The sequence below is a fragment of the Pseudomonas typographi genome (assembly GCF_014694385.1).
GTDB lineage: Bacteria > Pseudomonadota > Gammaproteobacteria > Pseudomonadales > Pseudomonadaceae > Aquipseudomonas > Aquipseudomonas typographi.
Window position 1 is genome coordinate 38,976 of the sequence record NZ_JAAOCA010000005.1, and the last position, 14,283, is coordinate 53,258.

A 14,283-nucleotide genomic window follows, 5' to 3' on the forward strand; every position below is an offset into this window, starting at 1 on the left:
GTCTAACTCACTTAGCCTGGTTCATGCGTTCGATCACCTGGCGGGTGATGTCGTATTGCGGTTTTACGTCCACCACTGCACCGCGCTCCAGTACCAAGTCAAAGCTACCTTGCTTGATCACGGCCTCTACCGCGCCGTCAAGCTTGGGCTTGAGCTGCTGCAGCATGTCACGGTCAGCCGCGGCCTTGGCTTCGTTCAGCTCTTTGGATTGGAACTGGAAGTCCCGGGCCTTTTGCTTGAAGTCCAGCTCCAGGCGCTCGCGCTCGCCTTGTTGCATTTTGTCGCCGCCACTGACCAAGCGGTCCTGGATGCCCTTGGCGCTGGCTTCCAGGGCTTTGAGCTTGGTCAACTGCGGGCCGAATTTCTTTTCGGCGTCGACGGCGTATTTCTTCGCGGCATCGGATTCGAGCAAGGCCATCTGGTAATTCAGGACGGCGACTTTCATTTCAGCGAATGCCGGGGTAGCGATCATGGCGGCCGCCACGATAAGCAATTGGGTGAACTTACGCACGTTGAGCTCCTGCAGAATCCCTGTGTGGTGTAGTACGGCCAGCGCTTAGAACGTCTGGCCGAGCGAGAATTGGAAAATCTGGGTTTCGGCGTCGTCCGGTTTCTTCACCGGCATCGCCAGGCTGAAACTCAGCGGGCCAAGGGCGGTGATCCACGTTACCCCCAGGCCCACAGACGCCGCCATGTTGGAGAGGTCGATCGAACCGCAGTCCCTGTTATTGACCGGGTGATCACCTGCCGAGTTGGTACGGTACTGGCACTTGGAGTCGAACGTATTACCCACGTCCCAGAACAAGGAAGTACGCAGCGACTTTTGGTCCTTGATGAACGGCATCGGGAACAGGACTTCCGCACCGCCAGTGATCAGCACGTTGCCGCCGAAGGCCACATCGTCCTGGTCCGGGTCGTTCGTCGCTGGAGTACCGCGCGGCCCCAGCGTGCTGTCCTTGAAGCCACGCACCGAGTTGAAGCCCCCGGCGTAGTAGTTTTCATAGAACGGCAGGCCGTCGGTGGAACCATAACCGTCGCCATACCCCAGCTCGGTGTGGAAGCGCAGCGTATAGGTATCGGTCAGTGGCGCGAAGATCTGGCCGCGGTAGTCGATCTTGTAGAACGACAGGTCGCTGCCCGGCGTGGTGGTTTCCAGGGTCAAGCTCTGGGCATGGCCACGGGTAGGCAGGGTGCCACGGTTGAGGGTCGAATCCGACCAGCCTACCGAGGCCTTGAAGTTGGTGAAGCTGTCGCCTTCGCGGTCGATGAAGTCATAGATTTCGCCGACCGTGTAGGTGCCGGTGTTGATTTCGTCACGTTGCACGGTCAGGCCGAAGTTCAGGCGCGACGTCTCGCTGATCGGGTAACCGAAGTTCAGCCCGGCACCCAGGCTGTCCACCGCATAGCTGGCCACGTCGACATCCAACTCGTCGTAGTCGGTTTTACGGTAGAAGGCGTTGTAGCCCAGGCTTACGCCGTCTGGCGTGTAATACGGGTTGACGAAGCTGAAGTTGTAGCGGGTTTGGTACTCCGAACGGGTCAGGCCGATACCGACCTTGTTACCCGACCCGAGGAAGTTGTTCTGGCTGATCGAACCACCGAGGATCAAACCAGCGCTCTGGGCAAAGCCCACGCTGGCGGTGATGCTGCCGGACGGTTGCTCTTCGACCGTGTAGTTCACATCGACCTGATCGTCGGTGCCCGGCACCGGTGGCGTCTCGACGTTGACTTCCTTGAAGTAACCCAGGCGTTCCAGCCGCGTCTTGGACTGGTCGATCAAGTAGGTCGAGGCCCAGCCGCCTTCCATCTGGCGCATTTCGCGGCGCAGTACCTGGTCGTCGGTTTTGGTGTTGCCACGGAAGTTGATACGGTCGACATAGGCGCGCTTGCCTGGGTCCACCACGAAGGTGATGTCGACGGTGTGGTCGTCATCATGGGGCTGCGGCACGCCGTTGACATTGGCGAAGGTGTAGCCCTCGTTGCCTAGGCGCCGCGTGATGAGCTCGGAGGTGTCGGTCATCACTTTACGTGAGAACACCTGGCCCTTTTGCACCAGCATCAGTGCCTTGATCTGCTCTTCGGGCACCTTCAGGTCACCGGTGAGCTTCACGTCGCGCACATTGTACTTGGCGCCTTCGTTGATGTTCACGGTGATGTAGACGTGTTTTTTGTCTGGTGTGATGGACACCTGGGTGGAGGCGATGTCCATGTTGATGTAGCCGCGGTCGAGGTAGTAGGAGCGCAGCCGCTCCAGGTCACCGGACAGCTTTTCGCGCGCGTACTTGTCGTCGTTCTTGAAGAAGGACAACCAGTTGGTGGTCTTGAGTTCGAACAGGTCCTTGAGGTCTTGCTCGGGGAATACGGTGTTACCAACGATGTTGATGTGCTGGATCGCCGCCACGGTGCCTTCGTTGATCTTGATCTTCAGGGCCACACGGTTGCGCGGTTCGGTGACCACCTCGGTGTCGACCGTGGCCGAGTAGCGGCCCTGGGCCACGTACTGGCGTTGCAACTCGTTACGCACGCCTTCGAGGGTGGCGCGCTGGAAGATCTCGCCTTCGGACAGACCCGACTGGCGCAAGCCCTTGAGCAGGTCGTCGGAGGAAATGGCCTTGTTGCCTTCAATTTCAATGCTGGCGATCGACGGGCGCTCAACCACGTTGATGACCAGGACGTTGCCATCACGGCCCAACTGGATGTCCTGGAAAAAACCGGTCTTGAACAACGCCCGGGTGGAATCCACCAGGCGGCCGTCATCGGCGGTGTCCCCCACGTTCAATGGCAGCGCACCGAATACGCTACCGGCGGAGACCCTTTGAAGGCCGTTTACACGGATATCGGAGATAGTGAAGGACTCGGCGTGAACTTCGGCGATCATCAGTGCGGACAGCACCGCGGTAAGCAGCAGACGTTTCATGAAGTCCTTTCTTATTCCTTACGGCAATAAACAAACTGCCGCGTAGGCGGCAGGTTCGCAATTGAGCGATGCATTATTACAACCGACCCAAATCGTTGATCAGGGCGAGCAACATCACCCCGACTACCAGACTGATACCGATCTGGATCCCCCAGCCTTGCACCCGGTCAGAAACGGGCCGGCCCCGCACCCACTCGATCAGGTAAAACAACAAATGGCCCCCATCCAGTACTGGAATGGGCAGCAAATTAAGAACGCCCAGGCTTATGCTCAAATACGCCAGGAAATTCAGGAAATCCCCCAGGCCCGACTGGGCCGAAGCGCCCGCCACTTTAGCAATCGTTATCGGTCCACTCAAGTTTTTTACAGAGAGCTCGCCGAACAGCATTTTCTTTAGTGAATCAAGGGTCAAGGCGGTCATGGCCCAGGTCCGCCGGGCGCCTTCAGCGATCCCGTCAAGCGGCCCGTAGCGCACTTCGCGCAGCATATCGGCTGGCCATTGCGCAGGTTTTACCCCCGCCCCCAGGTACCCCGCAGCCTCTTTGCCTTCGCCGCGGCTGGCCAAGGTCACCGGCACCTGCACTTGGGCACCGGCGCGCAGTACCGTAAGGGTGACCGCGGCGCCCGGCTGCTCGCGCACGGTGTCGACCAACTGCTGCCAGTCGCCTAGGGCCTTGCCATCCAGCGCCACCAGCCGGTCGCCGGGTTGCAAGCCGGCGGCCTTGGCCGGCCCGTCTGGGTCTAGCTCGGCCAGTACCGGCTCCAGCGCCGGGCGCCAAGGCTGCAGGCCGAGGGAGCGAATCGGATCGGGTTCGTCGCTGCCTTTTAGCCAATGATCGAGTGCCACCGTGTGAACCTGAGGCGCGCTGCTGCCTGGCTCGATCACACCCATACGCAAGTGGCCGGATTCGCCCAATCGGCCGACCAGGGCCATGTTCACTGCCGACCAGCCGGGCGTGGCATCGCCATCGACCGAGACGATTTCCTGCCCAGCGGCCAGGCCCGCTACTGCCGCCAGGCTGCCGGGCTGTACTTGGCCGATGACCGGGCGCACCTGCTGGCTGCCCAGCATGGCGACAACCCAGAAGAACACCAAGGCCAGCAAGAAGTTAGCGACGGGGCCCGCCGCTACGATCGCGATGCGCTGGTGCACGGGCTTGCGGTTGAACGAAAGATGCGCCATTACAGCCGGCACCTCGCCCTCTCGCTCGTCGAGCATTTTGACGTAGCCACCTAGCGGAATGGCGGCCACCACGAACTCGGTGCCGTGCCGATCGTGCCAGCGCAGCAGCGGCATGCCAAACCCCACGGAGAATCGCAGCACCTTGACCCCGCAACGGCGCGCGACCCAAAAATGGCCAAACTCGTGGAAGGTAACCAGCACCCCCAAGGCGACCAGGGTGCCGACAATCATGTAGAGCGCACTCATTACATTCTCCGAAGTGGCAGCAGGCAGCCATTCATCATGTGGCGACCATCGGACCTCATCGCCCCTGGCGAGTCAACCATTGTTTGGCCCGTTTCCGGGCCCGCGCATCGGCCTCGAACACCGCTTCCAGGCCGTCTAGCGCATTGGCCGGTTCCTCGGCCAGCACCTGCTCGATGATACTAGGGATCTCGGTGAAACGGATGCGCCGTTCGAGAAAGGCCGCCACCGCCACCTCGTTGGCGGCATTGAGCGTGGTCGGCGCGCTTCCCCCCGCGCGCGCGGCCTCCACGGCCAGCCGCAGGCATGGAAAGCGGCCCGGGGCCGGCGCCTGGAAATCCAGGCGGGCAATGCTGAACAGGTCGAGCGCGGCCACCCCCGAGTCGATGCGTTGCGGCCAGGCTAGCGCATTGGCGATCGGTGTGCGCATGTCGGGGTTACCCAACTGGGCAAGCACCGAGCCATCGACGTAATCGACCAGCGAGTGAATTACGCTCTGCGGGTGCACCACCACCTCGACTTGCTCAGGGCGAGCATCGAACAGCCAACAGGCCTCGATCAGCTCCAGGCCTTTGTTCATCATGCTGGCAGAGTCGATGGAAATCTTTCGCCCCATCGACCAGTTGGGGTGGGCGCAGGCTTGCTCGGGGCTGGCCTCGGCCAGCTGCTCGGCAGGCCATTCGCGAAACGGCCCACCACTGGCGGTGAGCAGGATCCGTCGCACGCCAATCGGTGCCAGCCCGCGCGCATAGTCGCTGGGCAGGCACTGGAATATAGCGTTGTGTTCACTGTCGATCGGCAGCAGTACCGCGCCGCTGGCACGCACCGCGGCCATGAACAGCGCACCAGACATCACCAGCGCTTCCTTGTTGGCCAGTAACACCTTTTTGCCGGCATGCACGGCCGCGAGCGTCGGCGCAAGGCCCGCCGCGCCGACGATGGCCGCCATCACCGCGTCTACCTCCGGTGCCGAGGCGGCCTCGCACAGCCCCCGCTCCCCTAGCAAAACCTCGGTGCCAAGGCCGGCCGCGGCCAGGCCCTGGCGCAACCTGGCCGCGCTAGGTTCATCCGGCACTACCGCCAACGTGGGGCGGTGCGCGCGGCATAACTGCAGCAATTCATCGATGCGGCTAAAACCGCTAAGCGCGAAGACCTCGAAGCGGTCCGGGTGGCGGCTGATCACATCCAGCGTGCTCAGGCCGATCGAGCCTGTGGCGCCCAATACGGTCACACGTTGTGCACGGCTCACATCACGCCCCAGCCAGCGGCCCACAGCAGCACGGCGAACAATGGCACCGCCGCGGTCAAGCTGTCGATGCGGTCCATCGCGCCGCCATGGCCCGGTAACAATTGGCTGCTGTCCTTGATGCCGGCACGGCGTTTGAACATGCTTTCCGTGAGGTCGCCCACCACCGAGGCGGCCACCACCAGCACCGCGCCAAGCAAGGCCATGATCAATTCGCCCAGGCTCAAATGCCGGCCGATGCCGACCCCCAGGGTGACCACGAGGCTCAGCCCCAGGCCGCCATACACGCCTTCCCAGCTTTTACCCGGGCTGACCTGCGGCGCCAGCTTGCGCCGGCCGAAGGCACGGCCGGAGAAGTACGCGCCGATGTCGGCGGTCCACACCAGCACCATCACCATCACGATCAACCAATTGCCCAGCGGCCACTGCTTGAGCAGCACCAACCCTTGCCATGCCGGTAACAACGTCAGCAGCCCGATCACCGCCTTGCTGGCGACGTTGTCCCAGTGCGATGCGCTGGCCGGGTACGTCAGCACCAGCCAACTGGCCAACGCCCACCAGATTACCGCCAGGCCCAGCAGCCACGGTGCCACGCCCGGCGCCAGGTAAAACAGGAACAACATCAGCGCCACTAACGCTGCGTAGGCCACCCGTTGCCACTGCCATTGCAACCCGGCCAGGCGCGCCCATTCCCACCCGCCGAGGGTAACCACCGCGCCGATGAACAGCGCGAACCAGCCACCGTCGAGCAAAAAGAAACCACACAGTGCGAGTGGCAACAGGACCAGGGCGGTAAGGATGCGTTGTTTAAGCATTAAGCTCGGGCTCCAGCCTCGACTTGCTCGCTGGTCTTGCCGAAGCGACGCTGCCGTGAGGCGAAATCGGCCAGCGCGATGCGCATGGCCTCGTGTTTGAAGTCCGGCCAGTACAGGTCGGAAAAATACAGCTCGGCGTAGGCTAGCTGCCAAAGCAGAAAATTGCTGATGCGGTGCTCCCCGCCCGTGCGGATGCACAGGTCTGGCAGTGGCAATTCGCCGGTGGCCAGGCAGTTCTGCAGCAGCTCCGGGGTGATGTCCTCAGGCCGCAGGTGCCCGGCTTGCACCTCCCGCGCCAGCCGCTGGGCGGCCTGAGCGATATCCCATTGGCCACCGTAGTTGGCGGCGATCTGCAGGATGAAGCGGTTGTTGCCTGCGGTCAGCGCCTCGGCTTCACGCATGGCGGCCTGCAAGTCGGGGTGAAAGCGGCTGCGGTCGCCAATGATGCGTAGGCTGATGCGGTTCTCGTTGAGCCGCTTGGCCTCACGCCGCAACATGGTGAAAAAAAGCTCCATGAGCGCGCCCACTTCATCCGCGGGGCGTTGCCAGTTTTCGCTGGAGAAGGCGAACAAGGTCAGCACCTCGACCTTGGCCTCGGCACAGACCTCGATCACCGCACGCACCGCGTCCACGCCGGCCTTATGCCCGGCCACGCCGGGCAGCAGGCGCTTCTTGGCCCAGCGATTGTTACCGTCCATGATAATCGCTACATGACGCGGCACCGAAGGCGGTGCCGCTAGCTTGGTCTTTTCCATTAAAGAAAGTCCGACCTTAAATGGCCATGAGGTCCTTTTCTTTTGCCTTCATAGCGACTTCGATCTCTGCCACGAACTTATCGGTCAGCTTCTGGACGTCGTCCGCGGCACGCCGCTCCTCGTCTTCGCTGATTTCTTTTTCCTTGACCAGATCTTTCAACTGGGTCAATGCATCGCGGCGAATGTTGCGCACCGCGATCCGGGCATCCTCCGCCGCGTCGCGGGCTTGCTTGGTGAAACCCTTGCGGGTTTCTTCGGTCAGTGCCGGCATCGGGATCAACAGCAGCTCACCCAGGTTGGTGGGGTTGAAACCCAGCCCGGAGGATTGGATGGCTTTATCTACCGCCTCTAGCAGCTTTCGCTCAAACGCAACCACCTGCAGCGTGCGCGCGTCCTTCACCGTGATGCTAGCCACTTGGTTGATCGGCGTATCCGTACCGTAATAAGGCACCATCACACCCGCCAAAATGCTTGGGTGGGCAGTGCCGGTACGAATACGGCCAAACGCGTGCTGCAGGGACTCCAGGGATTTCGCCATCCGATCCTGAGCGTCTTTCTTGATGTCGTTGATCATGCTTCGCCTTCCTCGATCAATGTGCCTTCGGCGCCACCCACCACGATGTTCAGCAGGGCACCAGGCTTGTTCATGTTGAATACCCGTAGCGGCATCTTGTGGTCGCGGCACAGGCAGATGGCCGTGAGGTCCATAACACCGAGTTTGCGGTCCAGCACCTCATCGTAGGTGAGGCGGTCGAACTTCTCGGCATGCGGATCCTTGAAAGGGTCGGCCGTATACACGCCATCGACCTTGGTCGCCTTCAACACCACGTCAGCATCGATTTCAATGGCGCGCAGGCAGGCGGCCGAGTCGGTGGTGAAGAAGGGGTTGCCGGTGCCGGCGGAGAAAATTACCACATCGCCGGTCTTGAGGTGGCGAATGGCTTTGCGACGATCGTAATGGTCGGTCACGCCGACCATCGAAATGGCGGACATCACGATCGCCGAGATATTCGAACGCTCCAGCGCGTCGCGCATGGCCAGGGCGTTCATCACGGTCGCGAGCATGCCCATATGATCGCCGGTGACCCGGTCCATGCCCGCTGCACTGAGGGCCGCGCCACGAAACAGGTTGCCGCCGCCGATGACCAGGCCGACTTGCACGCCAATACCGACCAACTGGCCGACTTCCAACGCCATGCGGTCGAGCACCTTCGGGTCGATGCCGAAGTCTTCCGACCCCATCAGCGCTTCGCCGCTAAGTTTGAGCAGAATGCGTTTATAGCGAGGTTGCCGACCACTCACCTGCTGGGCCATTTGCGTGTCTCTCCTGCGGCGTTTGTGTAAGAAAACAGTACGGGCGTTTTTCGCCCGTGGATAACTCTAGCCCTATCGCGCCTTGGCTTCCTTGCTGAATGGGCCAGGTGTACGGTACGTCGGTTGAAAAAGAGGCTGCGCGCGTGAGCGGGCAGCCTCCTTGGGGCGACAGAGATAAACCCGTCTTATTGCTTGTTGGCAGCAGCGACCTGGGCGGCAACTTCGTCGGCGAAGTTGTCGACGGGCTTCTCGATGCCCTCACCCACCGCAAAGCGGGTGAACGAAACGATCTCGGCGCCGCCTTGCTTGGCCAAGGCGCCTACGGTGAGCTCGGGGTTCTTGACGAACGCTTGCTCCACCAGGCTGGCTTCGGCCAGGAACTTCTTGATACGCCCGCCCACCATGTTTTCCACGATGTTTGCCGGCTTGCCCTTGATTTTCTCTTCGTTGAGGGTCAGGAACACGCCTTTTTCGCGCTCGATGGCCTCGGCGGAGACTTCTGTAGGCAGCAGGAACTCCGGGTTGCTGGCCGCGACGTGCATGGCAATGTCTTTGGCCAAGGCGACGCTGCCGCCCTTGAGCACCACGGCCACGCCAATTTTGTTGCCGTGCAGATAGGTACCCACCACGTCACCCTCGACCCGCGCCAGCCGGCGGATGTTGACGTTTTCGCCGGTTTTACCGACCAACACCAGGCGATCGGCCTCTTGGGCGGCGATCAGCGGCTCTACGGTGGTCAGCTTCTCGGCGAAGGCTTTGTCAAGGCTGGCGGCAACGAATGCCTTGAAGTCCTCTTGCAGGGCGAGGAAGTCGGTCTGCGAGTTCACTTCGATCAGCACGGCGACCTTGCCGTCGTCCTTGATCGCGATAGCACCTTCGGCAGCGACGTTACCGGCTTTCTTCGCAGCCTTGATTGCGCCGGAAGCACGCATGTCGTCGATGGCTTTCTCGATATCGCCGCCGGCCTTGGTGAGGGCCTTTTTGCAGTCCATCATGCCTTCGCCAGTGCGCTCACGCAGTTCTTTGACCAACGCCGCAGTAATTTCTGCCATTTGAAAAAATCCTCTCGAACAGGTTTTCGGCCATACCGCCCGCGTATCACGGGCATTGAATTCGGGCCTGCCGGGCGCCGTAGCGCCTCGGCGGGTGGCAAAAAGGGGGCCTAGCCCCCTTTTTTCTTATCGAGCCATTGTCAGGCGCGAACGATTCAACCTTCTACAGCCTCTTGGGTAGCGCCCTGGGCGAATTCACCCGTGCCGCCAGCAACGTTGTTGCGACCACGGATCACGGCATCGGCCATGGAGGTCATGTACAGCTCGATGGCGCGGATGGCGTCATCGTTGCCCGGAATCACGTAGTCGACGCCGTCAGGGCTGCTGTTGGTATCGACAATGCCGATCACCGGAATGCCCAGCTTGTTGGCTTCGCTGATGGCAATGCGCTCGTGGTCGACGTCGATCACGAACAGCGCGTCCGGCAGGCCGCCCATGTCCTTGATACCACCCAGGGAGCGATCCAGTTTTTCCAGGTCGCGGGTGCGCATCAGGGCTTCTTTTTTGGTCAGCTTGGCGAAGGTACCGTCTTCGGCCTGGGTTTCCAGCTCGCGCAGGCGCTTGATCGACTGGCGAATGGTCTTGTAGTTGGTCAGCATGCCGCCCAACCAGCGATGGTCGACGTAAGGCGAAGCGCAACGCGCGGCCTGTTCGGCAACCAGCTTACCGGCGGAACGCTTGGTGCCGACGAACAGGATTTTGTTCTTGCCCTGGGCCAGGCGCTCTACGAACGACAGGGCGTCGTTGAACAGCGGCAAGGTTTTTTCCAGGTTGATGATGTGGATTTTGTTACGCGCGCCGAAAATGTATTTGCCCATTTTCGGGTTCCAGTAACGAGTCTGGTGGCCGAAGTGCACACCGGCCTTCAGCATATCGCGCATGTTGACTTGAGACATGGTAGTTCCTTGATAAGTTGGGTTAGGCCTCCACGCACCCCAATGATCCAACCCTCGGCCTATGGCCAAGGGCACCCAGGTCATCGTGCCGGTGCATGTGTGGGTTCATGCCCTCGCGGTTACCCCCCGCGGAGCGGCGCACTTTATACCACAACCGGGCTGCGGATGAAACCGCCGGCTGTGAATGCACGCACCATTTTGCGCCTTTGCTCAAATCGCGCAACAATGCACCCACCAGCCCTAAGCCCTATATATAAAGGATGCGGCGGGCCCTGCCCTGGCGGCTCTGATAGAATCGCCCAATCCGCACCGAATACCTGCGCCCGCGCAAAGAGAGCCTTGAATGACCGTAAACATCAAAACCCCCGAGGACATCGAGAAAATGCGCATCGCTGGCCGCCTCGCCGCCGACGTGCTGGAGATGATCGAACCCTACGTAAAGCCCGGGGTCACCACCGAGGAACTGAATCGCCTCTGCCATGACTACATCGTCCATGAGCAGAAGGCCATCCCCGCGCCGCTGAACTACAAGGGCTTCCCCAAGTCGATCTGCACCTCGGTCAACCATGTCGTGTGCCACGGTATCCCGAACGAGAAGCCGCTCAAGGAAGGCGACGTACTGAATATCGACATCACCGTGATCAAAGATGGTTACCACGGTGACACCAGCCGCATGTTCCACGTGGGGAAGGTCGCCGAATGGGCCGCGCGGCTGTCGAAGGTCACCCAAGAATGCATGTACCTGGGCATCGAAGTGGTCAAGCCCGGCGCGCGCCTGGGGGATATCGGCGAGGTGATCCAAAAGCACGCCGAGAAGAACGGCTTTTCGGTGGTGCGCGAGTACTGTGGCCACGGCATCGGCAAAGTGTTCCACGAAGAGCCCCAGGTACTGCACTACGGCCGCGCCGGCACGGGCATCGAACTCAAGGAGGGCATGATCTTCACCATCGAGCCGATGATCAACCAGGGCCGGGCCGAAACCCGCTTGCTCGGCGATGGTTGGACGGCGATTACCAAGGACCGCAAGCTCTCGGCACAATGGGAGCATACCGTACTGGTCACGCCCACCGGCTATGAGGTGCTCACCTTGCGCAGCGACGACACCATCGCTCACACCGGCTGAATGGCCGCGTTACATACACTGAGGGAAGTGCATCCGATGCCGCAGGTGGATCCGGAGTTGTTCGATCGCGGCCAGTTCCAGGCGGAACTGGCGCTTAAGTCGAGCCCTATCGCCGCGTTCAAAAAGGCCATTCGCCAGGCCCGCGAAGTGCTTGACGCACGTTTTTCCAGCGGCCGTGACATCCGCCGGCTGGTCGAAGACCGTGCCTGGTTCGTCGATAACATCCTGGAACAGGCCTGGGCGCAATTCGAGTGGAGCGACGACGCCGATATCGCCCTGGTGGCGGTTGGCGGGTATGGCCGAGGCGAGTTGCATCCTTATTCGGACATCGACCTGCTGATTTTGCTCGAATGTGCCGACCATGAGCTGTTCCGCGATTCGATCGAGCGGTTTCTCACCCTGCTCTGGGACATTGGCCTGGAGGTGGGGCAAAGCGTGCGTTCGGTCCAGGAGTGCGCCGATGAAGCCCGCGCCGACCTCACGGTGATCACCAACCTGATGGAATGCCGTACCATCGCCGGCCCCGACCGGCTGCGCCGGCACATGATCGACGCCACCAGCCCCGAGCACATGTGGCCCAGCCGCGAGTTCTTTCTGGCCAAGCGCGAAGAACAAAGGGCGCGCCATCGCAAATACAACGACACCGAGTATAACCTGGAGCCGAATGTGAAGGGCGGGCCGGGCGGCCTGCGCGACATCCAGACCATCCTGTGGGTGGCACGGCGCCAGTTCGGCACGCTAAGCCTGCACGCGCTGGCCAGCCAAGGCTTTTTGGTCGAAAGCGAAATCAACCTGTTGGCTTCCTCCCAAGAGTTTCTCTGGAAGGTGCGCTATGCCCTGCACATGCTCGCAGGGCGCGCCGAGGACCGCTTGCTGTTCGACCACCAGCGCAAGATCGCCGAGTGGCTTGGCTATCGGGATGGCGATGCCAAGCTCGCCATCGAGCGTTTCATGCAGAAATACTATCGAGTGGTGATGAGCATCGCGGAGCTCAGCGATCTGATCACGCAACACTTCGAAGAAGTGATTCTCGAAACCAACGGCGGCCATTGCCTCCAGCCCCTCAATTCGCGCTTCCAGTTGCACGATGGCTACATCGAGGCCACCCACCCCAACGTTTTCAAGCGCACCCCGTTCGCCATGCTCGAGGTGTTCGTGCTGATGGCGCAGAACCCGCAGATCAAGGGCGTGCGCGCCGACACCATTCGCCTGCTCCGCGAGCACCGGCACCTGATCGACGATAACTTTCGCAACGATATTCGCAACACCAGCCTGTTCGTAGAGTTATTCAAGTGTGAAATGGGCATCCACCGTAACCTGCGACGGATGAACCGTTACGGGGTGCTGGGCCGCTACCTGCCGGAGTTCGGCCACATCGTGGGGCAAATGCAACATGACTTGTTCCACATCTACACGGTAGATGCGCACACCCTTAACCTGATCAAGCATTTGCGCAAACTGCAATACACACCGGTGTCGGAGAAGTTCCCGCTGGCCAGCAAGTTGATGGGCAAGCTACCCAAGCCCGAACTGATCTACATGGCCGGGCTGTATCACGACATTGGCAAAGGCCGCGGCGGCGACCACTCCGAACTCGGCGCCGCCGATGCCGAGGCGTTCTGCAAGCGCCACCAGTTACCGGCGTGGGACAGCCGGCTGATCGTATGGCTGGTGCAACACCACCTGGTGATGTCTACCACCGCCCAGCGCAAAGACCTCTCCGACCCGCAGGTGATCCATGACTTCGCCCAGTTCGTCGAAGACCAAACCCGCTTGGATTACCTCTACACGCTCACCGTGGCCGACATCAATGCCACCAACCCGAGCCTGTGGAACTCTTGGCGGGCCAGCCTGCTGCGCCAGCTCTACACCGAAACCAAACTGGCATTGCGCCGCGGCCTGGAAAACCCCCTGGACCGCGAAGGGCAGATTCGCCAAACCCAGCACGCGGCCCTCGACACCCTGGTGCGCAGCGGTATCGACCCCGACGAAGTGGAACAGCTATGGGCCCAATTGGGCGATGACTACTTCTTGCGCCACACGGCCGGCGACGTGGCTTGGCACACCGATGCGATCTTGCAGCAGCCGCGCGGCGGCGACCCGCTGGTACTGATCAAGGAAACCACCCAGCGTGAGTTCGAAGGTGGCACGCAGATTTTCATCTATGCCCCTGACCAGCACGACTTCTTTGCCGTGACCGTGGCGGCCATGGACCAACTAAACCTGAACATCCATGACGCGCGCATCATTACCTCCAGCAGCCAGTTCACCCTCGACACCTATATTGTGCTCGACAGCGAAGGCGGCTCGATCGGCAACAACCCTGACCGGGTCGAGCAAATCCGCCTTGGGCTCACCGAGGCGCTGCGCAACCCCGACGAGTACCCGGCCATCATCCAACGCCGGGTACCACGCCAGCTCAAGCACTTCGCCTTCGCCCCGCGCGTGACCATCCACAACGACGCGCAGCGCCCGGTGACGGTATTGGAGCTGGCCGCCCCCGATCGCCCGGGCCTGTTGGCACGCATCGGCAAGATCTTCCTGGAGTTCGACTTGTCTTTGCAGAACGCCAAGATCGCCACCCTCGGCGAACGGGTGGAAGACGTTTTCTTCATCACCGATGCGGCCAACCAGCCGCTGTCCGACCCCCAACTGTGCACACGGCTGCAAGACGAAATCGTGCTGCAATTGTCGGTCGAACGGCCCGAACTCACGCGTATCAGCATCTGACCTGCGACC

12 protein-coding genes are annotated in these 14,283 nt (G+C 61.3%); 2 read left to right on the forward strand and 10 right to left on the reverse strand.

What is annotated here, in order from left to right; genetic code table 11:
- Window positions 1-7 precede the first annotated feature (7 nt).
- The 10 genes from HAQ05_RS04890 to rpsB all read right to left on the reverse strand — a co-directional run bounded on the left by HAQ05_RS04890 (window position 8) and on the right by rpsB (window position 10,421).
- Entirely contained in the window at window positions 8-511 is a 504-nt protein-coding gene (locus HAQ05_RS04890) for an OmpH family outer membrane protein (RefSeq protein ID WP_190418001.1), read from the reverse strand.
- A gap of 45 nt (window positions 512-556) precedes the next feature.
- Entirely contained in the window at window positions 557-2,917 is a 2,361-nt protein-coding gene (bamA, locus tag HAQ05_RS04895) for an outer membrane protein assembly factor BamA (RefSeq protein ID WP_190418003.1), read from the reverse strand.
- A 76-nt stretch (window positions 2,918-2,993) separates the two neighbouring features.
- A complete protein-coding gene (rseP, locus tag HAQ05_RS04900; protein WP_190418005.1) occupies window positions 2,994-4,346 on the reverse strand; it encodes a sigma E protease regulator RseP in 1,353 nt (450 codons plus the stop codon).
- Between the two features lie 55 nt (window positions 4,347-4,401).
- Complete coding sequence (gene ispC / locus HAQ05_RS04905; protein WP_190418007.1) at window positions 4,402-5,592, reverse strand: 1-deoxy-D-xylulose-5-phosphate reductoisomerase; 1,191 nt, start codon at window positions 5,590-5,592, stop codon at window positions 4,402-4,404.
- Window positions 5,589-6,404 carry a phosphatidate cytidylyltransferase gene (locus HAQ05_RS04910; protein WP_190418009.1) on the reverse strand — a complete coding sequence of 272 codons (816 nt, stop codon included), beginning with the start codon at window positions 6,402-6,404 and terminating at the stop codon, window positions 5,589-5,591. The genes ispC and HAQ05_RS04910 overlap by 4 nt, the downstream gene beginning before the upstream one ends.
- Window positions 6,404-7,159 (reverse strand): polyprenyl diphosphate synthase, encoded by a 756-nt coding sequence (gene uppS / locus HAQ05_RS04915; RefSeq protein WP_190418011.1) that lies wholly within the window; start codon window positions 7,157-7,159, stop codon window positions 6,404-6,406. Before uppS ends, HAQ05_RS04910 begins: the two co-directional genes overlap by 1 nt.
- Window positions 7,160-7,175: 16 nt before the next feature.
- Entirely contained in the window at window positions 7,176-7,733 is a 558-nt protein-coding gene (gene frr, locus HAQ05_RS04920; RefSeq protein ID WP_190418013.1) for a ribosome recycling factor, read from the reverse strand.
- A complete protein-coding gene (gene pyrH, locus HAQ05_RS04925) occupies window positions 7,730-8,473 on the reverse strand; it encodes a UMP kinase (RefSeq protein ID WP_190418015.1) in 744 nt (247 codons plus the stop codon). The genes frr and pyrH overlap by 4 nt, the downstream gene beginning before the upstream one ends.
- 185 nt (window positions 8,474-8,658) lie before the next feature.
- Window positions 8,659-9,525, reverse strand: a complete 867-nt coding sequence (gene tsf / locus HAQ05_RS04930) for a translation elongation factor Ts (protein ID WP_190418016.1) — start codon at window positions 9,523-9,525, stop codon at window positions 8,659-8,661.
- Between the two features lie 155 nt (window positions 9,526-9,680).
- Window positions 9,681-10,421, reverse strand: a complete 741-nt coding sequence (rpsB, locus tag HAQ05_RS04935) for a 30S ribosomal protein S2 (RefSeq protein ID WP_190418018.1) — start codon at window positions 10,419-10,421, stop codon at window positions 9,681-9,683.
- A 343-nt stretch (window positions 10,422-10,764) separates the two neighbouring features.
- Between rpsB and map the strand changes: the two genes are divergently transcribed.
- Entirely contained in the window at window positions 10,765-11,544 is a 780-nt protein-coding gene (gene map, locus HAQ05_RS04940) for a type I methionyl aminopeptidase (RefSeq protein ID WP_190418020.1), read from the forward strand.
- Window positions 11,545-11,580: 36 nt separating this feature from the next.
- Entirely contained in the window at window positions 11,581-14,274 is a 2,694-nt protein-coding gene (locus HAQ05_RS04945) for a [protein-PII] uridylyltransferase (RefSeq protein ID WP_190418022.1), read from the forward strand.
- Window positions 14,275-14,283 lie beyond the last annotated feature (9 nt).